This is a genomic window from Enterobacter cloacae complex sp. ECNIH7 (assembly GCF_002208095.1).
Taxonomy (GTDB): domain Bacteria; phylum Pseudomonadota; class Gammaproteobacteria; order Enterobacterales; family Enterobacteriaceae; genus Enterobacter; species Enterobacter cloacae_M.
This window is the reverse complement of record NZ_CP017990.1, coordinates 181,440-202,721: the sequence shown is the minus strand read 5'-3', so window position 1 is coordinate 202,721 and position 21,282 is coordinate 181,440. Positions and strand designations below refer to the sequence as shown.

The following is a 21,282-nucleotide window of genomic DNA, read 5'->3' as shown; positions in this document are numbered from 1 at the left end:
ATTTTAAAATCCGATCGCGGTCATAAATTCAGAAATAAACCAAATATCATAATGAGAAGATAAAAATCTGTAATTGCCAGCCCGCCTTTCCGCGTTAAAAATTTGCTGCGTCTCAGCAGTGAATGTTTCTTTTATCTCAGCAACACATACCCCTACAAAAAGGCCTAATAATTATGAAGATAAAGAACCTGACTCTAACGCTCTGCGCCACGCTCCTCCTTGCAAGCTTTGCAGGACATGCCAAAGAGGTCAAAATTGGTATGGCGATTGACGACCTCCGCCTGGAGCGCTGGCAAAAAGATCGCGATATTTTTGTGAAGAAGGCAGAATCCCTCGGCGCCAGCGTGTTTGTTCAGTCGGCTAACGGCAATGAAGAAACACAAATGTCGCAGATCGAGAATATGATCAACCGTGGCGTCGATGTTCTGGTCATTATCCCCTATAACGGCCAGGTATTAAGTAACGTGGTGAAAGAAGCCAAACAGGAAGGCATAAAAGTCCTGGCCTATGACCGCATGATTAATAATGCGGATATTGATTATTATATTTCGTTCGACAATGAAAAAGTCGGGGAATTACAGGCGCAAAGCCTGATCGACAAAGTGCCTCAGGGCAATTATTTTCTGATGGGCGGATCTCCGGTAGATAACAACGCCAAACTGTTCCGCGAAGGGCAAATGAAAGTCCTTAAGCCGTACATCGATAACGGGAAAATTAAAGTGGTTGGCGATCAGTGGGCCGACGGCTGGCTGCCAGAAAACGCGCTGAAAATTATGGAAAACGCGCTGACGGCCAACAACAACAAAATTGATGCGGTTGTGGCCTCCAACGATGCCACTGCAGGCGGTGCTATCCAGGCCCTGAGCGCGCAGGGGCTGGCCGGAAAAGTCGCCATTTCAGGACAGGATGCCGATCTGGCTGGCGTAAAACGCATTATCGCAGGCACCCAAACCATGACGGTCTACAAACCGATTACCCAGTTGGCCAATACGGCGGCGGAAATCGCCGTGGAGCTGGGCAATGGCAAACAACCTAAAGCAGATGCAACGCTGAATAACGGCCTGAAAGACGTTCCAGCTCGCCTGCTCACGCCGATTGAAGTCAATAAAGAGAACATTGACGCCACCGTGGTTAAAGACGGTTTCCACAAGAAGAGCGAACTGTAATCCGGCGCAGCCCCTGCTCTGCGGGGGCGCATCACGTTGTACTGTTCTTCCCTCGGGTTATGTGGAGCGGTTATGCCCTATTTACTTGAAATGAAAAGCATCACCAAGCGCTTCGGCACGGTGAAAGCCGTCGACAACGTTAGCCTCCGGTTGAACCCCGGCGAAGTGGTTTCGCTGTGCGGCGAGAACGGCTCGGGCAAGTCGACGCTGATGAAAGTGCTGTGCGGGATCTACCCACACGGCAGCTACGAAGGCGAAATCGTCTTTGCCGGCGAAGTGATTCAGGCGACACACATCCGCGATACCGAGCGCAAAGGCATCGCCATCATTCACCAGGAGCTGGCGCTGGTGAAGCATCTCACCGTGCTGGAGAACATCTTCCTCGGGGCCGAAATTTCCCACCGCGGCGTGCTGGATTACGACACCATGACGCTCCGCTGCGAAAAGCTGCTGGCGCAGGTGAGCCTCAACATTTCACCGGATACCCGCGTGGGGGATCTGGGCCTCGGGCAACAGCAGCTGGTCGAAATAGCGAAAGCGCTTAATAAGCAGGTCAGGCTGCTGATCCTTGATGAGCCCACGGCCTCGCTCACCGAACAGGAAACCGCGGTTCTGCTCAACATCATCCGCGATCTGCAAAACCACGGCATCGCCTGCATCTACATTTCGCACAAGCTGAACGAGGTCAAAGCCATTTCGGACACCATCTGCGTGATCCGCGACGGGCAGCACATCGGCACGCGTGAAGCCGCAGGCATGAGTGAAGATGACATCATCACCATGATGGTGGGCCGCGAGCTGACGGCGCTCTACCCGAATGAGCCTCACGCTAAGGGCGATGAAGTGCTGCGCGTGGAAAACCTGACCGCGTGGCACCCCGTTAACCGCCACATCAAGCGCGTCAATAACGTCTCGTTTTCCCTTCACAGCGGTGAAATTCTTGGGATTGCTGGCCTCGTCGGTGCCGGGCGCACCGAAGCCGTACAGTGCCTGTTTGGCGTGTGGCCGGGGCGCTGGGAGGGCACGGTTTATATCGACGGTCAGCCGGTGAAAATCGACAACTGCCAGCAGGCGATTGCCCACGGCATTGCCATGGTGCCGGAAGATCGTAAGAAAGACGGCATCGTACCGGTGATGGCAGTGGGTAAAAACATTACGCTTGCGGCACTCGATCGATTCTCCGGCGCGCTGAGCAGCCTGGACGATGCCGCCGAGCAGCAGTGCATCCTCCAGTCGCTTGCCCGGCTGAAGGTCAAAACCTCCTCGCCGGAGCTGGCGATAGGCCGCCTGAGCGGGGGAAACCAGCAGAAGGCGATTCTGGCGCGCTGCCTGCTTCTCAATCCACGCATATTAATCCTTGATGAGCCCACGCGCGGGATTGATATCGGTGCCAAATATGAAATCTACAAACTGATTAATCAGCTTGTACAGCAAGGGATTGCCGTCATTGTCATTTCGTCTGAGTTACCCGAAGTGCTCGGCCTGAGCGACCGCGTGCTGGTCATGCACGAGGGAAAACTGAAAGCCAACCTGATTAACCAGAACCTGACGCAGGAGCAGGTGATGGAAGCCGCTTTAAGGAGCGAACGTCATGTCGAAAAGCAATCCGTCTGATATCAAAGTCGCTGTTCCGACGCCCGGTGCATTCGCAGGGCTAAAAGCGCTTAACCTGCAGGTTTTCGTGATGATCGCGGCCATTATCGTCATCATGCTGTTCTTTACCTGGATGACCGATGGCTCGTACTTAAGCGCGCGTAACGTCTCCAACCTGCTCCGCCAGACCGCCATCACCGGCATTCTGGCCGTGGGCATGGTGTTCGTGATTATCTCCGCGGAGATCGACCTGTCGGTCGGGTCGATGATGGGTCTACTCGGCGGCGTGGCGGCGATTTTTGACGTCTGGCTCGGGTGGCCGCTGCCGCTGACCGTGGCGGTCACGCTGGTGCTGGGTCTGGTTCTGGGTGCCTGGAACGGCTGGTGGGTTGCCTACCGTAAGGTGCCATCGTTCATTGTCACCCTGGCGGGGATGCTGGCCTTTCGCGGGATCTTAATCGGCATCACTAACGGCACCACCGTCTCCCCGACCAGTGCAGCCATGTCGCAGATTGGCCAGAGTTACCTCTCAGATAGCGTGGGCTTTACCCTCGGTGTGGTGGGGTTGCTGGGGTTTGTCGCGTGGCAGTGGCGTGGACGCATGCGTCGTCAGGCGCTGGGGCTGGCTTCTCCGGCGTCAACTTCGGTGGTGGGGCGTCAGGCGCTCACGGCGGTCATTGTGCTGGGCGCCATCTGGCTTCTGAACGACTATCGCGGTGTCCCGACACCCGTCCTGCTGCTGGCGCTTTTACTGCTGGCCGGTATGTTTATGGCGACGCGCACCGCATTTGGCCGCCGTATTTATGCCATTGGCGGCAACCTTGAAGCTGCCCGCCTCTCGGGTATCAATGTCGAGCGTACCAAGCTGGCGGTCTTCGCCATTAACGGCCTGATGGTCGCTATCGCCGGGCTGATCCTCAGCTCGCGTCTGGGCGCCGGTTCTCCCTCCGCCGGTAACATCGCCGAGCTGGATGCTATCGCCGCCTGCGTCATTGGTGGCACCAGCCTCGCAGGGGGTATCGGGAGCGTGGCGGGCGCGGTCATGGGGGCATTTATCATGGCGTCGTTGGATAACGGGATGAGTATGATGGACGTCCCGACGTTTTGGCAGTATATCGTCAAGGGGGCCATTCTTTTACTCGCAGTCTGGATGGACTCGGCCACCAAGCGACGGGCCTGATAACCGTATTGTGACTTAATTGGGAAGTGAGCCATGTTTGAAAAGCGTCACCGCATTACGTTGTTATTCAATGCCAATAAAGCCTACGACCGTCAGGTGGTGGAAGGTGTTGGTGAATATTTGCAGGCGTCGCAATCTGAATGGGACATTTTTATTGAAGAAGATTTTCGCACCCGTCTGGAGAACATCAAAGACTGGCTGGGCGATGGCGTCATTGCCGACTATGACGATCCCGTCATTGAGCAGCTGCTGACCGACGTCGATGTCCCGATAGTGGGCGTCGGCGGCTCCTATCATGCGCCCGAACACTATCCGCCGGTCCACTATATTGCCACCGATAACCATGCCCTGGTCGAGGCCGCCTTTCTCCATTTAAAAGAAAAAGGCGTCCATCGCTTCGCGTTTTATGGGTTACCAGCCACCAGCGGCAAGCGCTGGGCCGTTGAGCGAGAACACGCATTTTGCCAGCTGGTCGCACAGGAGAAGTATCGCGGCGTGGTGTACCAGGGGCTGGAGACCGCGCCGGAAAACTGGCAGCACGCGCAAAACCGCCTGGCGGACTGGCTGCAAACGCTGCCGCCGCAAACCGGTATTATCGCCGTGACGGACGCTCGCGCGCGGCACGTGCTGCAGGTCTGCGAACACTTACACATTCCGGTGCCCGAAAAGCTGTGCGTGATTGGCATAGATAACGAAGAACTGACCCGCTATCTGTCTCGCGTGGCGCTCTCCTCCGTTGCTCAGGGCACGCGTCAGATGGGCTATCAGGCGGCGAAGCTGCTGCATCGTCTGCTGGATAAAGAATCTCTGCCGCTTCAGCGTTTGCTCGTGCCTCCTGTCCGCGTCGTGGAGCGTCGCTCAACCGATTATCGCTCCTTAAGCGACCCGGCCGTCATTCAGGCCATGCACTACATTCGCAACCACGCCTGCAAAGGGATTAAGGTCGATCAGGTGCTGGATTCGGTGGGCATTTCGCGTTCGAATCTGGAGAAGCGTTTTAAAGAAGAGGTAGGCGAAACCATTCATGCCGTCATCCATGCTGAAAAGCTGGAGAAAGCACGCAGCCTGCTCATTTCTACGTCACTGTCGATCAACGAAATCTCGCAGATGTGCGGTTACCCGTCTCTGCAATACTTCTATTCGGTGTTCCGCAAAGAGTATGACACCACGCCGAAGGAGTATCGGGATCGCCACAGCGAGGTGCTGATATAGAAAAAAAAACGCCTTCCAGTGGAAGGCGTTTTTTTTGAGATTACATATGGGCGGCGATTAAACGCTGGTTATCCTGGTACATGGCGAACAGATAGTTGTTATAGCTCTGTCCCTTTGTCGAATAACCTTTCAGCTTGTGGATCATCGTACTGGCCGTCACCTCCTGGTCCGCTTTACGCAGCTGAGCGCGTGATTTACGGAACGATGAGTAGGCCGGGTGCGTGTTCAGATTCACTACGTAAGCGCTGACGGAATCTTTCACAGATTCAAACTGCGAATAGCCTTTCACCTTGCCAGGGGCATTATTACAACGACCTTTCACACATTTCATGCCGAAAAGGTTGTTGTTGCTACGCGCAAGCTTAGAAGTACCCCAGCCGCTTTCGGCAGCAGCCATGGTAGCAACCATGCTGCCCGGGATGATATCTACACGCTCAAGGAGAGCATTCCACGGCACACGACGGGTGTTACCGTTCCAGCTCAGCTTGTAGCGCTTCGTGATATCTTTCAGACGCGCGCGCTCTGACGGCGACCAGCGGCTATCGTACTGTTTGGAAATCAGCCAGTTACGATCCGCAGTAATCGCGGCATTTTGACTCGTGATGTAAGGCATTACCGTCCGGAGAAACGCTTTTTTCCTTGGTGTTCCGGAAGGGTATTTTCGCAAATCAGGAAGTGAACTACTCTTTGCACTATTGCGAGAATACTCTTGTTTACTGCTAACCTTACTACTTGTCGTCTTTATTACGTGGGCTTTCTTACTCGTTGTATCCGTGTGCGTCTTCGCAAGCACCTCACCCGAAAATGCCGTGGTGAGTAACATGAGTATCGCAGCCCCATATCGTCGAATGGGAGTCGATATCATTAGGTCTCCTGGTCGGATGTAATCATCCCAACACCTTATTTTTTTCACAAATTTGAGAGCGGAATCTCAAATCATATCAAAAATAGACTTCAAGAGCACGTATAGAAATAGTCCAATTCCGAAACTATGTCACCTGAAACTTGCTCATAAAAACATCATTCCACAAAAACTGTGTGCGCTATCGCAGATAACTGCCTAATTTTGCGCGAGATCACTCATCCTCACGCATCCTCCTGGCAGAAAGCGACAGGGGATGAGTTTCAGCCCCCCGCCTGATGGCACACTGGTCAAAAATGCCGCGACAGGAAAAAGGAATGAAACGTACCGCATTAGCCTTTCTGATGTTACCCGCACTGGCGCATGCCGACTGGTCATCGCCGGGGTTTAACGCATTTACCGCCGAAGGCACCGGTGTCTTCACCAGCCAGGCAAAGCTTGCGAAGGGTACGCGTCCTCTGACGCTGAGTTTTGACAAGACGTGCTGGCAGCCTGCGGATGCGATAAAACTCAATGAGATGCTGTCGCTCAAGCCCTGTGACGGCACGCCGCCGCAGTGGCGCCTTTTCCGCGACGGTGACTACCAGATGCGGATTGATACCCGCTCCGGCACGCCCACCCTCATGCTGACGATTCAGAGTACCGCAGAACAGCCGGTTGCAAACGTTATCCGCCAGTGTCCGAAGTGGGACGGCAAACCGCTGACGCTGGACGTCAGCAGTACCTTCCCGGAAGGCTCCGTGGTGCGCGACTACTACAGTAAACAGACGGCGACGGTGCAGAATGGAAAAATCACCCTGCAGCCAGCCGCTAACAGTAACGGCCTGCTGCTGCTTGAGCGCGCCGAAACCGACAGGCCGGCGCCGTTTAGCTGGCAAAACGCCACCGTCTATTTTGTGCTGACCGACCGTTATGTGAATGGTGACCCGGGCAACGACAACAGCTACGGTCGTCATAAAGACGGTATGCAAGAGATTGGCACCTTCCACGGCGGGGATCTCAAAGGACTTGCCGGCAAGCTCGATTATTTACAGCAGTTGGGGGTGAACGCGCTCTGGATAAGCTCCCCGCTTGAGCAGATCCACGGCTGGGTAGGCGGTGGCACCAAAGGAGATTTCCCCCACTACGCCTATCACGGCTACTACACCCAGGACTGGACCAGGCTCGACGCCAACATGGGCACCGAAGATGATTTACGCCATCTTGTCGACGAAGCGCACAAGCGCGGGATCCACGTTCTGTTTGATATCGTTATGAACCACGTTGGCTATGCCACGCTGGCAGACATGCAGGAATTTCAGTTTGGTGCCCTGTACCTTCAGGGTGATGAGCTGAAAAAGACGCTGGGAGAACGCTGGACGGACTGGAAGCCGGGCGCGGGCCAAAGCTGGCACAGCTTTAACGACTACATCAACTTTAGCGACAAAGCCGCATGGGAAAAATGGTGGGGCAAGAAATGGATCCGCACGGACATCGGCGATTACGACAACCCTGGCTTCGACGATTTGACCATGTCGCTGGCATTTCTGCCGGATCTGAAAACGGAATCCACGACGCCTTCCGGATTGCCTAACTTTTACCAACACAAGCCCGACACCCACGCGAAGGCCATCCCGGGATATACCCCGCGCGATTATCTGACCCACTGGCTGAGCCAGTGGGTACGTGACTACGGCATCGACGGTTTCCGGGTGGATACGGCGAAACACGTTGAGCTTGCGGCCTGGCAACAGCTGAAAGACCAGGCAAGCCAGGCGCTGGCCGCCTGGAAAGGGGCGAACCCGGATAAAAAGCTCGACAACGCACCCTTCTGGATGACCGGGGAATCCTGGGGGCACGGGGTGATGCAAAGCGATTATTACCGCCACGGTTTTGATGCGATGATTAACTTTGATTATCAGGAGCAGGCGGCAAAAGCAGTGGATTGTCTGGCAGATATGGATCTCACCTGGCAGCAGATGGCGGAAAAGCTGCAAAGCTTCAACGTGCTGAGCTATCTCTCATCACACGATACGCGTCTGTTCCGCGAAGGGGGCCAGCGAGCTGCGGAGCTGCTTCTGTTAGCACCGGGCAGCGTACAAATCTATTACGGGGATGAATCCGAGCGTCCGTTCGGGCCGACAGGTTCTGACCCATTACAGGGCACCCGATCAGATATGAACTGGCAGGACGTCACGGGTAAGCAGGCCCTAACCGTCGCCCACTGGCAAACGCTGGGCCAGTTCCGCGCCCGCCATCCGGCGATCGGTGAAGGCAAGCAAACCACATTGTCGCTGAAAGAGGGATATGGCTTCGTGCGCGAGCACATGGGCGATAAGGTGATGGTGGTATGGGCAGGTAATCAATAATTCCCCCCTAACCCTCTCCCCGCAGGGGAGAGGGAACCGCACGGCGCCGTCTTTTCCCCCTCTCCCTCTTGGAAGAGGGTCGGGGTGAGGGAAAATCCACCAGAACTATTCACTGTATAAATCCAACTCCGCCATACAAAACAACAAATCCGACCACATCACCCGATTTGCACCAGCACGGTGCTAGCGTTATGGTTACCCACTTTCAAAATAAGCTCGACAGATCACCTGCTATGACGTTTTCACTTTTCGGCGACAAATTTACCCGCCATTCAGGCATTACTCGCCTGATGGAGGACCTCAACGACGGGCTGCGCACACCGGGCGCAATCATGCTCGGCGGCGGAAACCCGGCTCAAATTCCGGAGATGAATACCTATTTCCAGACGCTGCTCGCTCAGATGCTGGAAAGCGGCAAAGCAACCGATGCGCTTTGCAATTACGACGGCCCGCAGGGGAAAACTGAACTGCTGGCACTCCTCGCCGAAATGCTGCGTGACGAGCTGGGTTGGGATATCGAACCACAGAATATTGCACTGACAAACGGCAGCCAGAGCGCGTTTTTCTACTTGTTTAATCTGTTCGCAGGGCGTCGCGCCGACGGCACCACCAAAAAAGTGCTGTTCCCGCTGGCGCCGGAGTATATCGGCTACGCCGATTCCGGCCTGGAAGAGGATCTGTTCGTCTCCGCGCGCCCGAACATCGAGCTGCTGCCGGAAGGCCAGTTCAAATATCACGTCGATTTTGAACACCTGCATATTGGTGAAGAGACGGGCATGATCTGCGTATCGCGCCCGACTAACCCAACGGGCAACGTGATCACCGACGACGAACTGATGAAGCTGGATGCGCTGGCGAATCAGCACGGCATTCCGCTGGTGATCGATAACGCCTACGGCGTGCCGTTCCCGGGCATTATCTTCAGCGAAGCGCGTCCGCTGTGGAACCCGAACATTGTCCTGTGCATGAGCCTCTCTAAGCTGGGTCTGCCGGGCAGCCGCTGCGGCATCATCATCGCCAACGAGAAAATCATCACCGCCATAACCAATATGAACGGCATTATCAGCCTTTCACCGGGCGGCATTGGCCCGGCGATGATGTGCGAAATGATTAAGCGCAACGACCTGCTGCGTCTGTCCAATGACGTGATCAAGCCATTCTATTACCAGCGCGTTCAGGAGACGATTGCGATACTTCGCCGCTACTTGCCGGAAGAACGCTGCCTGATCCATAAACCTGAAGGGGCGATTTTCCTGTGGCTGTGGTTTAAGGATTTGCCTATCACCACCGAACTGCTCTACCAGCGCCTGAAAAAGCGCGGCGTGCTGATGGTACCAGGCGATTATTTCTTCCCGGGGCTGGATAAGCCGTGGCCGCATACACACCAGTGCATGCGCATGAACTACGTGCCCGATCCGGAAAAAATCGAAGCGGGTGTTAAAATTCTCGCCGAAGAAATTGAAAAAGCCTGGCGCGAAGACGGTCAGTAAGTTCTTACGCCAGATTATGCAGCCGTTCGGCGCGTAGTCTGGCAGGATCAACGCATCGCAACGCGTGGGTTGGACAGGCCTCCACGCAGGCCGGTCCGCCTTCGCGATGCAGGCATAAATCACATTTCAGCGCCTGCGCCCTATTACCCTCCAGGCGCACCTGCATCGCCCCAAACGGACACGCCACCATACAGCTTTTGCACCCAATGCAGCGCGTCTGCTCAACGAGCCAGGCTCCCGCCGTACGACTGATGGCATGGGTTGGGCAGACGTTAGCACAAGGCGCGTCCTCGCACTGATGGCAACCCACTGCCGTTGTGTAGTCGTCCCCCTTAACCACCTGAAGGCGGGGCGTAAAGGCATGAGCGGAGACGGCGTCCTGATGCGACACCGCGCAGGCCACTTCGCAGGTGCGGCACCCAATGCATTTTTCCGCATCCGCCACGATAAATCGGTTCATCTGTTACGCCTCGCGCACGTTAAAATCCAGTTCTTTTGAGATAGCCGCTGGCGCTACCGTCGGAATCAGAATGAATGTAAGCCGGATAAAACATAACGACTCCTGATATCCGTGCTTAATTCCCACCCGTCGCCAAATACGGACGAGAGTGCACGGTTTAATTTTCTTTAAGAATGATACACATGATGCACACCTTTATTGATGGCGCAGATCGCATTAGCGTATCAGGAATATTAATGAGGAAGTCATGACGGGAAGGGAAAACGGAAGATCGGTACTCTCAAATATGCCCGGCGGCGCTTCGCTTGCTCGGGCCTACGTAAAACTGCGATGGCAGTCCATGTAGGCCGGGTAAGGCGAAGCCGCCACCCGGCTTTAACGCATCAGAAACGCCAGGTCAGGCCGGTCATCAGCGCGAAGCTGTCGTCGCGGTCGATCATCGGGCTGTTCTTCACGTCGTCAGGCAATACGGTGTAGACCGCGCTGGCGTTGAGATACAGCTTCTGGGTTAACTGATATTTGGCCGCCAGGCCAACGTATGGCGTCCAGCTGTCACCGGCGGTGTATTCATCCAGACCTGAGCGGCGAGACTCGCTGCCGGATACGCCGTAGTAGTAGTCGTTATAGCTTTCGTCGCTATAGAAAATACCGACAGAGGGCGTCAGGGTCAGGCGTTCCATCCTGATTGGACGGAAGTAAGAAACCTCGCCGATCATACCGCCGCTTTCATCCGTGGCATCACCAGAGACCGCCACTTTCAGAGAACCCCAGCTTTCGTGGCGGTAGTACGCGCCGCCGAGGAAGGCAGAGGCTTTACGCTCATCAAGCTGTTTCATCTGATGGTCGTCGTTGTCATCTGGATCGAAATGCAGCGGCATCCACGATGCGGTCAGGCTGAGTTCATTTTTTGCGTCTTTCCACAGGATCCATCCGCCCGTGGTCTGGCGAACATAAAAGTTGTCGCCTTCGTAACTAATTAACGGTACTGCGGTCGTATTTTCGTTATAGCCTTTGTAAGGAGACTCATTAAATACAGCCCCCGCTCCTAGTGAAAAGTCACCGGCCATTGCTGAGGATGTTGCAAATAACGTGGCCGCGATGAGTAAATTGTATTTAATAGTCATTACATGTAATCCATTAAAATGCCAAACAAGCGAGGCGCATAATAATGGTTACAAATTTGCCAATGCAACGCTGTGGTTTATATAATATTATATATAAAATCATATAGATGGGTGTGCAGGATGAGTAATTTACAGCTGAAGCCACGCGAATTAAAAATCATATCCGTCATCGCCGCAACTCGCAGCATTGGTGATGCCGCCGCCCTGCTGGGCATGGCGCAGGCCAACGTTAGCAAATATCTGTCTGATTTTGAAACACGGGTTGGACTCAAGGTTTTTGAACGCACCACGCGTCAACTGGCGCTTACTCAGTTCGGTGAAGCGTTACTTCCCTATGTTAACGCCACGCTGGATAAAAATACTCAACTTGTTAATTTCATTGCGGATTACAAGCATGAAAAACGCGGAAAAGTCACGATTTACGCCCCTACGGGTATCGTGACCTATCTCGCGCGTCACGTGATCCATCAGATAGAAGATATCGGTGACATCCGCATCTCCCTGAAAACCTACAACCTCGACCGGAATGAATTTTCAGAAGGCGTTTTCTTCCCGGATGACTGCGATATTTTAATTACCTATGCGCAGCCGAAAGACGAAAGTCTGGTTGCCAGCGTGTTAACAAAATATTCCGTTACAGCATTTGCAACCGTTGATTATTTAAATAAGCATCCCTTAAAGGGACCTGAAGATTTAATTAATCATTCCTGTATTCTCATTGACTCCATGCTGGTCGATGATGCAAATATCTGGCGTTTCCGCGTGCACGGCAGTGATAGCGTGCATGACTACCGGGTGACCGGTAATTATATTTGCGACAATACGCAGACGGCCCTGGAGCTGGCAAGAAATAATCTTGGGATTGTTTTTGCGCCAAAAGAGAGTCTGAAAAAAGAATTAACGCAAGGGATGCTGGTTCCCTGCTTCCCGCATCAGGAAGAGTGGTGGCTCGATCTGACGGCCATCTTCCGCAAACGCGAATACCAGCCCTGGCGCGTGCAATACGTTCTGGATGGCGTTCTGAACTGCCTGCGCCAGCAAATTGCTCAGGCCGCCCATGGACGGCCTGAGCTGGGCGATTAGAACAGCCCCAGCGGTTTATCGGAGTAGCTGACCAGCAAACATTTCGTTTGCTGATAATGCTCCAGCATCATCTTGTGGGTTTCACGCCCGATACCCGATTGCTTATAACCACCAAATGCAGCGTGGGCTGGATAGGCGTGGTAGCAGTTGGTCCAGACGCGCCCGGCCTGAATACCTCTGCCCATTTTATAGGCCAGATTACCGTTGCGGCTCCAGACGCCCGCTCCCAGCCCATACGGCGTGTCGTTGGCAATCTCCAGCGCCTCCTCCATCGTTTTGAAGGTGGTCACGGCCAGTACCGGTCCGAAAATTTCCTCCTGGAAGACGCGCATGTTGTTCTGACCGAACAGGATCGTTGGCTCCAGGTAATACCCTTCCTGCAGATCCCCACCGAGCACCTTACGGCGACCGCCGGTCAGAATATCCGCCCCCTCTTTCTTGCCGATATCGATGTAGTTGAGGATCGTTTCCAGCTGTCCATGCGAGACCTGCGCCCCCATCTGCGTCACGTTATCGAGCGGGTTACCGCTGCGGATAGACTCTACGCGGCGAATGGCCCGCTCCATAAAGCGCTCATAGATGGACTCCTGCACCAGCGCGCGGCTTGGGCAGGTGCAGACTTCGCCCTGGTTAAACGCAAACAGCGCAAACCCTTCCAGGGCTTTATCAAAGAAGGCATCCTCTTCCTCCATCACGTCCGCGAAGAAGATGTTCGGGGATTTCCCGCCCAGCTCCAGGGTCACCGGAATGATGTTCTGCGTGGCGTACTGCATAATCTGCTGGCCCACTTCCGTCGACCCGGTAAACGCCACTTTAGCGATCCGTTTCGAGGTAGCCAGATATTCCCCTATCTCACCGCCCGCACCGTTGACCACGTTAATCACGCCCGGCGGCAGAAGGTCGCCAACGATTTCCATCAGCAGCAGGACCGAGAGCGGGGTCAGACGCGCCGGTTTCAGCACAATGCAGTTGCCGGCCGCCAGCGCGGGCGCCATTTTCCAGCTCGCCATCAGCAGCGGGAAGTTCCACGGAATGATTTGCCCGACGACGCCCAGCGGTTCGTGGAAATGATACGCCACGGTGTCGCTGTCTACCTCGCTTATTCCGCCCTCCTGAGCGCGAATGCAGGAGGCAAAATAGCGGAAGTGGTCGATGGCCAGCGGCACGTCTGCCGCCATCGTTTCCCGGATCGGCTTGCCGTTATCCCAGGTTTCCGCCGTCGCCAGCAGCTCCAGATTCTGCTCCATCCGGTCAGCGATTTTGAACAAAATAGCCGCGCGGTCCTGAACTGAGGTATGGCCCCATTTATCTTTCGCTTTGTGCGCCGCATCCAGCGCCAGATCGATATCGCGCTTGCCGGAGCTGGCTATTTCGCACAGCGGCTGGCCGGTTACGGGGGTCAGGTTGGAATAGTATTCGCCGTCGACGGGAGCTACCCAGTCGCCGCCAATAAAGTTGTCATAACGAGGCTTCAGCTTGAGGGGAAAACCATACTCGCCGGGCTGGATACGCGATGAGGGAGGATTGTTTGTCATGACCGTCTCCTTGCTGTTGGTGTACAACAAGGGTAGTTCCGGCTGGCGTTTTTCTCGCCAGTGGGTGACGGGTTTACGAGCCGTATCACGGATTACCGTACTTTACGTTTCGTTTCTGCCACTGAGCCATACTTAACAAGTCAAGAGCTCATAAGGAAGGATGCGATGCAGCTATTTATCGGTTTTGACGTAGGCGGAACCCATATCAAGCACGGCGTGATTGATGAAAATGGCAAGGAGCTGACGACAGACGAGTACGATACCCCTGAGGATAAAAACACCTTCAAAAAGAAGTGGAAAGCGGTAGTTGAAGCGTATCAGGACGAATACGATATCGTCGGTATCGGCGTGAGCTTTCCCGGCCATATTAACCACCATAGCGGCGAAGCGGCTAAAGCGGGCGCGCTCGACTATCTCGACAGCGAAAACCTGTGCGAACTCTTCGCCGATCTGACCGATCTTCCCGTCACCGTGGAAAATGACGCCAACTGTGCGGCGCTGGGCGAGCGCTGGCAGGGCGCGGGTAAGGATTACGAGCATTTCGTCTGTATCACCATCGGCACGGGCATCGGTGGCGGGATTGTGATGGAAGGCGATCTCTATCGCGGGTCGCATTACCGCGCCGGCGAATTTGGCGTGCTGCCCGTGGGGGACCAGGGCGAACCGATGCACGAGGTTGCGTCTGCCAGCGGCCTGATGAAAGCTTGCCGCCGCGCGCTGGCCGTTTCAGAAGAAGAAATGCCCGACGGCAAGGAGCTGTTTAAACGTATGGAGAGCGACGTGCATCTGCGCGAAGCTATTGAAGCCTGGGCGCATTTTCTCTCGCGCGGCGTTTATAGCGTGATCTCGATGTTCGATCCACAGGCAGTGCTGATTGGCGGAGGGGTAAGCGAGCAGGAGAAAATCTATCTCCTGCTCGATAAGTACCTGGAGCGATTCGAGGAATGGGAAGCACTCAAAGTGCCCATTCTGCCCTGCGAGCTGGGTAACCAGGCAGGAAGACTGGGCGCGGTATGGCTGGCAAAGCAAAAACTCTCCCGCCACACGTAGCGCTCAGGGAAATAGCTGCGCGTCACGAAGCAGATGGTCATTACCCCGACGGCGGGTAAAGCCGATACGGTTGAAATATTCCAGGATCTGTATCGCCAGCTTGCGGCCCACGTTCAGCCGATCGCGGAAATCGGCTGCGCAGGTAGAGCCCCGCTCCTGATCCAGCTCGCGGATCAGGTTCGCAAACGCCACAATCCGATCGTTACGGTAATAACGATCTTTCACGATCGCGACTATCAGCCCCTGCTGCGCCGCATGGCGCAATACCTGACGCATTACCTGCTCGTCGGTATTCGTTTCGCGGGCCAGATCGCGAACCCACCACGGCTCATCGCCAAACAGCGAGGCCACTTTTTGCCATACCGCTTCTTGCTCTGCGGTAAACCCGGCCTTGTGATCCGGCAGATGCAGCCAGCCGTGATGGCTTTTGATCGCCCCGCTTTCGCGCATGTTTTCAATCAGCAGCAGCACCAGCGCATCGTCTTCCATCGGCAGCGCCATGCGCCGCAGACGCTCACGGCCCGGGCCAGGCTCATCCTGATGCTGTTCATGGTACGTTGCGAGCGTGCTCAGTATCTTACGCTGCCAGTTCGCAGCAACCGGGGCGTTTAGCAGACTGTTTCCAGCCTGAATAAAGCCCGGCTGCTGGACCAGCAGGCGTAACCCTTCCTCGCTCAGCTGGCGTGCCCATGCAAAATCACGCAGGCTCACCGCACCGCGCTCAAGATGCACCCGCAGCGCGGCGTTATCATCGCTGGCCTGCGCCAGAGCAGCCAGCCACTGCAAATACTCAGGTTTACGCTTGCCGCGTCGCGGTGGATTCAGCGCGACCACCCGTGCCCCGGCAAGCGTTTCCCGCGCGGAAATATCACGCAGAACCAGACGATCGTTGTCTGCAAGCCAGAGCGGTGAATCGAATACCAGTTCGGCAAGGTCGTTTTCCAGCAGCGACACGCGTCCGGTGATATGGCTGGCCGCGTGGTGAATATGCAGCGGCTGCCATTGGGTCAGGGGCACGTTTGTCTGCAGGCAAACAATGACGCGTTCAGACGGCTCAGGTGGGGCATCGGCCAGCAGCCAGTCGCCGCGGTTAAGCTGCTCTTTTTCCGCATCCCCGGCAATGTTCAGCGCGATCCTCTGCCCGGCATGAGCACGCTCCGCGGGCTGGTTTTGCGCATGTAAGCCGCGCACGCGCATCGGCTTGTTAACGCCCGTCAGCCAGAGCGTATCACCTACGTTCACTTCACCGCTCAGCGCCGTACCGGTCACCACCAGCCCCGCGCCTTTGACGGTAAACGCCCGGTCAATTGCCAGACGGAAGCGGTGATGGCTGGCGTGGTCACGCGACGAAAGCTGCCGTAAGTGGTGGCGAAGTTCATCGATACCGCGCCCTTCTGTCGCCACGGTGACAAAAAGCGGAGCATCGGCAAAACCATACTCCTGCAAGGTCGACTGTACCGTTTCGCGCACTTCGCTGACGCGTGCGTCATCCACGCGATCGGCTTTGGTCAGCGCCACGGTCAGCTGCGGGTTGCCAGTCAGCTGCAGGATCGCCAGGTGCTCACGGGTTTGCGCCATGACGCCATCATCACAGGCCACCACCAGCAGGGCATGATCGATGCCCCCCACGCCCGCCAGCATGTTGGACAGAAACTTTTCATGCCCCGGAACATCAATAAAACCCAGAACGCGACCGTCAGGCTGGGGCCAGTAGGCATAGCCCAGATCGATGGTCATGCCGCGCTTTTTCTCTTCCGGCAGGCGGTCGGCGTTTATGCCGGTAATCGCCTGAAGTAGCGTGGTTTTTCCGTGGTCGACGTGACCGGCGGTGGCAATAATCATTTCAACAACATCTCCAGAAATCGCTCTTCATCTTCAAGGCAGCGCAGATCCAGCCACATTCGGCCATCGTAAATCCGCCCGATAACCGGCGCGGGCAGGCCACGCCAGCGCGACGACAGGGCTTCAAGGTGGCTGCCGCGCCCGTCACGCGGGGTGAACGTGAGCGCTTCACTCGGCAGCCTGTCCACCGGCAGCGAACCGCTGCCAATCTGCGACTGGCAGGGTTCAATGCGAACGTCAAAATCGGGGTAGCACGGGGCAATGCGCGGCAGCAGTAATTCGGCCTGGGCGCGAATCGAAGCGGCATCGCGGGTTAACAGACGCAGCGTGGGCAGGCGGTCGGCCAGTTTCTCCGGATGGAGATAGAGCCGCAGCGTCGCCTCCAGCGCGGCAAGCGTCATTTTATCGGCTCGCAGGGCGCGCTTGAGCGGATGCTGCTGGAGCTGCGCAATCAGCTCGCGCTTGCCGACGATAATCCCGGCCTGCGGCCCGCCAAGCAGCTTGTCACCGGAAAAGCTGACCAGGCTGACGCCTGCGGCAATCATCTCTTGCGGCATCGGCTCTTTGGGCAGCCCATAAAGGCTCAGATCCACCAGCGAGCCGCTGCCGAGATCGGCAATCACCGGAATATTCAGTTCGCGTCCAATCGCCGCCAGCTCGCCCTCTTCAACCGTTTTGGTGAAGCCTTCTATATGGTAATTGCTGGTGTGAACCTTCATCAGCAGGGCGGTATTTTCATTCACCGCCGCGCGATAATCTTTCGCATGGGTGCGGTTGGTAGTGCCCACCTCATGCAGCGTGCAGCCCGCCTGGCGCATCACGTCCGGAATACGAAACGCCCCGCCAATCTCCACCAGCTCGCCGCGGGAAACCACCACCTCTTTGCCGCTGGCGGTGGCCGCCAGCATCAGCAGCACCGCTGCGGCGTTGTTATTCACAATGCAGGCATCTTCCGCGCCGGTCAGCTGGCACAGCAGGTCCGCCAGCGCCCGGTCACGATGCCCGCGTCCGGCGCCGTCCAGATCGTACTCCAGCGTCACGGGCGCCCGCATGGCCTGAACAACCGCCGCGATAGCCTCTTCCGCCTGCTGCGCGCGTCCCAGGTTGGTATGCAGGACGGTACCGGTCAGGTTAATCACCGGGCGTAACGCGCTTTGCGCTTTCTCATCCAGCCGGTGCTCAACTTCCTGCTCCCACGCCGCGCACCATTCGGGCAAGGCGTTTTCTGACTGAATAGCGCATCGGGCTTCGTCCTGAAGCAGGCGTAACATCTCCACCGTCGCGGTATGGCCAAAACGCTCAACGGCAGCATGAATGCGGGGCTCGCGAAGGAGACGGTCGGTAGCGGGGATCTGGCTGTACAGCGAATGATGAGTAGTCATGAAGGCGCCTGGCGAGTAAATATCTTCCCCCCTCCCGACGGGAGAGGGAGTTAACATGTGGAGGGATTGTACAACCTCCGACGCCGAAGTGTTATAACCCGCGTCAAGCCTTTGGCGGTTCGGTACGGGCAAAGCTCTCGCGGCTAAAAAGCGTGTCTGCAAGTTTCACCAGCAGCGGACGGTCGACGCACCAGCCAGGGGAAACCCGGCGGAAGTTGAGATAGCCGATGGCGCAGGCGATAGCGATGGTTGCCAGGTTCAGGCTGTCGGTTTGAATCTTTCCTTCCCGGATAAGCTGTTCGCACCTGTCCAGGCTGCGGCTGATTTTTTCCCGCTGGCGTAACAGTTCCGTTTCCGACTGCTGGGCGACGGGCCTTGCCTGTTCACGCACGGAGGTTAACGCCGCATCCATAATGCCATCGGCCAGGGCTTCAATTTGCTTCACTGCCAGCGCCGCTTTTGGGTCAGCCGGCAGCATTGCCGGGGCAACGCCCAGCAGCTCGATATACTCCGCAATAATCGGGGAATCGAACCAGTATTCGCCCTCGTCCGTCACCAGCGCCGGGACTTTCCCCAGCGGGTTGTACTGCGCGACGCCGTTTTCAGCGTTGTAGGGCTGTTCATTGATGAATTCAAATTCAATCCCTTTCTCCAGCAGGAGAATCGAGATCTTTCGCACGAAGGGACTGGTGTAGCTACCGATGAGTTTCATTGCCTGATCCTTGATGCCGGAAAAAAGTCAGTATGGATCAAGCGATGAAAAAAGGGCAGGTTTGCGTGTCGCATTCCTGCCCCGGAAGGATTAGTGATCGAGATAGAGGTAGTGCATCCAGCTGGTCATGCGCAGCAATACTTTACGCATCACCGAGACGTGGGCGAAATGGTCCGAGTAGACCGCCACCTGGGCATAGATACCTTCTGGCAGGGCATCGACATCGGCGTTAGGCTCCAGCTCAATTAACGCCTGTACGCCATCCGTACCCGGCACGACTGTCAGTGCCTGCAGCGCACCCTGTGCCTGATAAGACCCGCCTGGCACTACTGGCAGAACGCTGGTGAGCTTACCGGTAAACACCTGACCCGGGAGTGCGTTAAACACCACTTCCGCTTCATCGCCCGGCTTCAGACGCAGCAGCGAGTTCTGACGGAACTGGGCCACGATCTGACGCTTCTGTTCAGGAATAAAGACCATCACCGGACGCAGCGGCAGCGCGGCGGCGTACGTCCCCGGACGGATCAGCACCTGGGTGATGTAACCATCGCTTGGCGCACGGACCACGGTCTGATCCAGGTTGTATTTGGCTTCGGCAAGCTGCGCGCGTAAGGAGGCAATCTGCGACTGCTCGCCGTTCACCATGCTGTCCAGCTGGCTTTGAATTTGCGTCTGTTCAGCAACGGAGCCTTTCACCAGCGCATCCTGCGCCAGATAGTTCTGCCGCGCGTTGTCGATATCGCTTTCAGAGAACGGATTCACCTTCGCCTGGCTGCCTTTCAGGTAGCGCTGATAATCTTTATACAGGCGGTCACGCTCTGCGGAAACGCGCGTCGTATTGGCGACGGCTTCCGCCAGCTGCGCTTTAAGATTGTCGATATTATGCGTCGCGGTCACCAGGTCGGCCTGGAGTCTGTCGACGCGCGCCTGATAGCGGCCCGGATCCAGTTTAAATAACACTTCGCCTTTTTTAATGAGCTGGTTATTTTTATCGGTCACTTCACTAACCACCCCGGTAACCTGCGGCGTAATCGGAATAGAAATAACCGCTTTTTGCGCCGTAAAGGTGTATGGATGGTTATAGTTCATTAACAGAATAAGTCCGGCAACAATAAACACCCCGCCTAATGTTGCGGTGGCAAGCGTCCACTGGTTTACCGGAATGCGGAATATTTTAAAGATGGCCCAGGCAAATGCCACGTAGGTCAAAATAATCAACAGATCCATGATTAGCGCTCCAGCGTGTTCTTATCAGCAGCAGGCTTTACCGCGGCCAGCTTTTGTTCTAATTCGGCCACACGTTTGGCCAGCGCATCCATGCCCGGAACCTCATCAGGCTTGGTGATGTGGTTTTGCATCCCCCAGCCGCGATCTTCACGGTACAGCGTGGCCCATATCCACAGGAACGGCCAGATGGCATGGAGCGTAAACAGGCTAATCCAACCTGCCGTATGAATCGCATCGGCATGCGGATGGTTACGCTTTTTGGCCATATTATAAGGAATGTCATGGATGGCGATGATTCCATAAAAGAGAACCAGAAATACAAAAATCAATACGCCCAGCGCAAAATAGTTGAGAAACATATTCTCCTCACTTAAACAACGTCAACTCATTGAATTAATAAAACAGTACGCAACCTAATTAATTTATTTTGAAATACATAAGGTATGCTGGTTATTTCAGAGCCGAGGAGTATCGGTTTTTATAATATCTCCGTGCAAGTTTATAAGCGTGTCAAAATATATCCTGAATAATAATATACTTAACCTTACAATATGAGCGTAATCCACGTTTTAACTTTTCGCCATACCACACATCAAAAGTGGTTTTTTAGCTTAACGTGTCGCGCTATGCCATCCTGACGCCGAATCGCTAAACAGAGTTTGCCGCCGATCACAGCCGGAGAAATCTGCATAAAAATATTTTGTGAAATCAGTCACAATCCAGAAACAAACACACAAAACCAAAGCGTGACAACCATCACAAAAAAGGATGGTTTTTGCCGTATTTCTCGCCATTGTATTTTTTTTGCCCACCTTTTTTGTGACCAGGATCACCTCATTGACATCCACACCCCCTATCTTTACGTGACATGCGTCACACAAATTTTCGCTGTCTGGACAGTTGAACGATTCAGTGCCAGATTTCACAGCATCAGAACAGGGCCCGGCTACCTCTGCCGCCTCATTAACAATAAACCTCGGGCCGCAAGCCTAAGCGTAAACAGAAGAAGGGGTGTT

17 protein-coding genes are annotated in these 21,282 nt (G+C 55.4%); 8 read left to right on the top strand and 9 right to left on the bottom strand.

Annotation, left to right across the window (positions count from 1 at the left end; translation table 11 throughout):
- Positions 1 to 173 precede the first annotated feature (173 nt).
- The 4 genes from xylF to xylR all read left to right on the top strand — a co-directional run bounded on the left by xylF (position 174) and on the right by xylR (position 5,151).
- Positions 174 to 1,166, top strand: coding sequence for a D-xylose ABC transporter substrate-binding protein (xylF, locus tag WM95_RS00985; protein ID WP_023309938.1), 993 nt, complete (start codon positions 174 to 176; stop codon positions 1,164 to 1,166).
- Positions 1,167 to 1,238: 72 nt separating this feature from the next.
- Positions 1,239 to 2,780, top strand: a complete 1,542-nt coding sequence (locus tag WM95_RS00980; protein ID WP_039261158.1) for a xylose ABC transporter ATP-binding protein — start codon at positions 1,239 to 1,241, stop codon at positions 2,778 to 2,780.
- Positions 2,758 to 3,939 carry a xylose ABC transporter permease XylH gene (gene xylH, locus WM95_RS00975; protein ID WP_039261156.1) on the top strand — a complete coding sequence of 394 codons (1,182 nt, stop codon included), beginning with the start codon at positions 2,758 to 2,760 and terminating at the stop codon, positions 3,937 to 3,939. The genes WM95_RS00980 and xylH overlap by 23 nt, the downstream gene beginning before the upstream one ends.
- A gap of 33 nt (positions 3,940 to 3,972) precedes the next feature.
- The gene (gene xylR, locus WM95_RS00970) at positions 3,973 to 5,151 is read left to right on the top strand and encodes a D-xylose utilization transcriptional activator XylR (protein ID WP_023309935.1); all 1,179 of its coding nucleotides are present in this window, start codon (positions 3,973 to 3,975) and stop codon (positions 5,149 to 5,151) included.
- 40 nt (positions 5,152 to 5,191) lie between these two features.
- On the opposite strand, the gene WM95_RS00965 is transcribed toward xylR, so the two are convergent.
- Entirely contained in the window at positions 5,192 to 6,016 is an 825-nt protein-coding gene (locus tag WM95_RS00965; RefSeq protein WP_032661838.1) for a protein bax, read from the bottom strand.
- A 314-nt stretch (positions 6,017 to 6,330) separates the two neighbouring features.
- Here WM95_RS00965 and WM95_RS00960 point away from each other — a divergent pair, with 314 nt between their 5' ends.
- Both WM95_RS00960 and avtA read left to right on the top strand, forming a co-directional pair.
- Entirely contained in the window at positions 6,331 to 8,361 is a 2,031-nt protein-coding gene (locus WM95_RS00960; protein WP_063408568.1) for an alpha-amylase, read from the top strand.
- 233 nt (positions 8,362 to 8,594) lie between these two features.
- Positions 8,595 to 9,851, top strand: coding sequence for a valine--pyruvate transaminase (gene avtA, locus WM95_RS00955; protein WP_023309932.1), 1,257 nt, complete (start codon positions 8,595 to 8,597; stop codon positions 9,849 to 9,851).
- A 4-nt stretch (positions 9,852 to 9,855) separates the two neighbouring features.
- Here avtA and WM95_RS00950 read toward each other — a convergent pair whose 3' ends face one another.
- Together WM95_RS00950 and WM95_RS00945 are read right to left on the bottom strand one after the other, a co-directional pair.
- Complete coding sequence (locus WM95_RS00950) at positions 9,856 to 10,311, bottom strand: 4Fe-4S dicluster domain-containing protein (RefSeq protein ID WP_063408569.1); 456 nt, start codon at positions 10,309 to 10,311, stop codon at positions 9,856 to 9,858.
- Positions 10,312 to 10,694: 383 nt separating this feature from the next.
- Positions 10,695 to 11,435: a MipA/OmpV family protein gene (locus WM95_RS00945; protein ID WP_023309930.1), complete on the bottom strand. Its 741-nt coding sequence runs from the start codon at positions 11,433 to 11,435 to the stop codon at positions 10,695 to 10,697.
- Positions 11,436 to 11,555: 120 nt separating this feature from the next.
- Between WM95_RS00945 and WM95_RS00940 the strand changes: the two genes are divergently transcribed.
- Positions 11,556 to 12,518 (top strand): LysR family transcriptional regulator, encoded by a 963-nt coding sequence (locus WM95_RS00940; protein WP_063408570.1) that lies wholly within the window; start codon positions 11,556 to 11,558, stop codon positions 12,516 to 12,518.
- Here WM95_RS00940 and aldB read toward each other — a convergent pair.
- A complete protein-coding gene (aldB, locus tag WM95_RS00935) occupies positions 12,515 to 14,053 on the bottom strand; it encodes an aldehyde dehydrogenase AldB (protein WP_023309928.1) in 1,539 nt (512 codons plus the stop codon). The genes WM95_RS00940 and aldB overlap by 4 nt on opposite strands.
- Positions 14,054 to 14,218: 165 nt before the next feature.
- Between aldB and WM95_RS00930 the strand changes: the two genes are divergently transcribed.
- Positions 14,219 to 15,103 (top strand): ROK family protein, encoded by an 885-nt coding sequence (locus WM95_RS00930; RefSeq protein ID WP_063408571.1) that lies wholly within the window; start codon positions 14,219 to 14,221, stop codon positions 15,101 to 15,103.
- A 3-nt stretch (positions 15,104 to 15,106) separates the two neighbouring features.
- On the opposite strand, the gene selB is transcribed toward WM95_RS00930, so the two are convergent.
- From selB to WM95_RS00905, 5 genes are all read right to left on the bottom strand, one after another.
- Entirely contained in the window at positions 15,107 to 16,945 is a 1,839-nt protein-coding gene (gene selB, locus WM95_RS00925) for a selenocysteine-specific translation elongation factor (protein ID WP_063408572.1), read from the bottom strand.
- Positions 16,942 to 18,327, bottom strand: a complete 1,386-nt coding sequence (selA, locus tag WM95_RS00920; RefSeq protein WP_063408573.1) for an L-seryl-tRNA(Sec) selenium transferase — start codon at positions 18,325 to 18,327, stop codon at positions 16,942 to 16,944. Before selA ends, selB begins: the two co-directional genes overlap by 4 nt.
- A gap of 103 nt (positions 18,328 to 18,430) precedes the next feature.
- Positions 18,431 to 19,039, bottom strand: a complete 609-nt coding sequence (locus WM95_RS00915) for a glutathione S-transferase (protein ID WP_023309924.1) — start codon at positions 19,037 to 19,039, stop codon at positions 18,431 to 18,433.
- 90 nt (positions 19,040 to 19,129) lie between these two features.
- Complete coding sequence (locus tag WM95_RS00910) at positions 19,130 to 20,266, bottom strand: HlyD family secretion protein (RefSeq protein ID WP_088544613.1); 1,137 nt, start codon at positions 20,264 to 20,266, stop codon at positions 19,130 to 19,132.
- 2 nt (positions 20,267 to 20,268) lie between these two features.
- The gene (locus WM95_RS00905; RefSeq protein ID WP_024906600.1) at positions 20,269 to 20,625 is read right to left on the bottom strand and encodes a DUF3302 domain-containing protein; all 357 of its coding nucleotides are present in this window, start codon (positions 20,623 to 20,625) and stop codon (positions 20,269 to 20,271) included.
- Positions 20,626 to 21,282 lie beyond the last annotated feature (657 nt).

Excerpts from the sequence above, each read along its gene's own strand:
- aldB (WP_023309928.1), bottom strand. The coding sequence starts at position 14,053 with ATGACAAACAATCCTCCCTCATCGCGTATCCAGCCCGGCGAGTATGGT.
- WM95_RS00930 (WP_063408571.1), top strand. The coding sequence starts at position 14,219 with ATGCAGCTATTTATCGGTTTTGACGTAGGCGGAACCCATATCAAGCAC.
- WM95_RS00905 (WP_024906600.1), bottom strand. The coding sequence starts at position 20,625 with ATGTTTCTCAACTATTTTGCGCTGGGCGTATTGATTTTTGTATTTCTG.
- WM95_RS00910 (WP_088544613.1), bottom strand. The coding sequence starts at position 20,266 with ATGGATCTGTTGATTATTTTGACCTACGTGGCATTTGCCTGGGCCATC.
- avtA (WP_023309932.1), top strand. The coding sequence starts at position 8,595 with ATGACGTTTTCACTTTTCGGCGACAAATTTACCCGCCATTCAGGCATT.
- WM95_RS00915 (WP_023309924.1), bottom strand. The coding sequence starts at position 19,039 with ATGAAACTCATCGGTAGCTACACCAGTCCCTTCGTGCGAAAGATCTCG.
- WM95_RS00950 (WP_063408569.1), bottom strand. The coding sequence starts at position 10,311 with ATGAACCGATTTATCGTGGCGGATGCGGAAAAATGCATTGGGTGCCGC.
- WM95_RS00980 (WP_039261158.1), top strand. The coding sequence starts at position 1,239 with ATGCCCTATTTACTTGAAATGAAAAGCATCACCAAGCGCTTCGGCACG.
- selB (WP_063408572.1), bottom strand. The coding sequence starts at position 16,945 with ATGATTATTGCCACCGCCGGTCACGTCGACCACGGAAAAACCACGCTA.
- WM95_RS00945 (WP_023309930.1), bottom strand. The coding sequence starts at position 11,435 with ATGACTATTAAATACAATTTACTCATCGCGGCCACGTTATTTGCAACA.
- WM95_RS00965 (WP_032661838.1), bottom strand. The coding sequence starts at position 6,016 with ATGATATCGACTCCCATTCGACGATATGGGGCTGCGATACTCATGTTA.
- xylR (WP_023309935.1), top strand. The coding sequence starts at position 3,973 with ATGTTTGAAAAGCGTCACCGCATTACGTTGTTATTCAATGCCAATAAA.
- xylF (WP_023309938.1), top strand. The coding sequence starts at position 174 with ATGAAGATAAAGAACCTGACTCTAACGCTCTGCGCCACGCTCCTCCTT.
- WM95_RS00940 (WP_063408570.1), top strand. The coding sequence starts at position 11,556 with ATGAGTAATTTACAGCTGAAGCCACGCGAATTAAAAATCATATCCGTC.
- selA (WP_063408573.1), bottom strand. The coding sequence starts at position 18,327 with ATGACTACTCATCATTCGCTGTACAGCCAGATCCCCGCTACCGACCGT.
- WM95_RS00960 (WP_063408568.1), top strand. The coding sequence starts at position 6,331 with ATGAAACGTACCGCATTAGCCTTTCTGATGTTACCCGCACTGGCGCAT.
- xylH (WP_039261156.1), top strand. The coding sequence starts at position 2,758 with ATGTCGAAAAGCAATCCGTCTGATATCAAAGTCGCTGTTCCGACGCCC.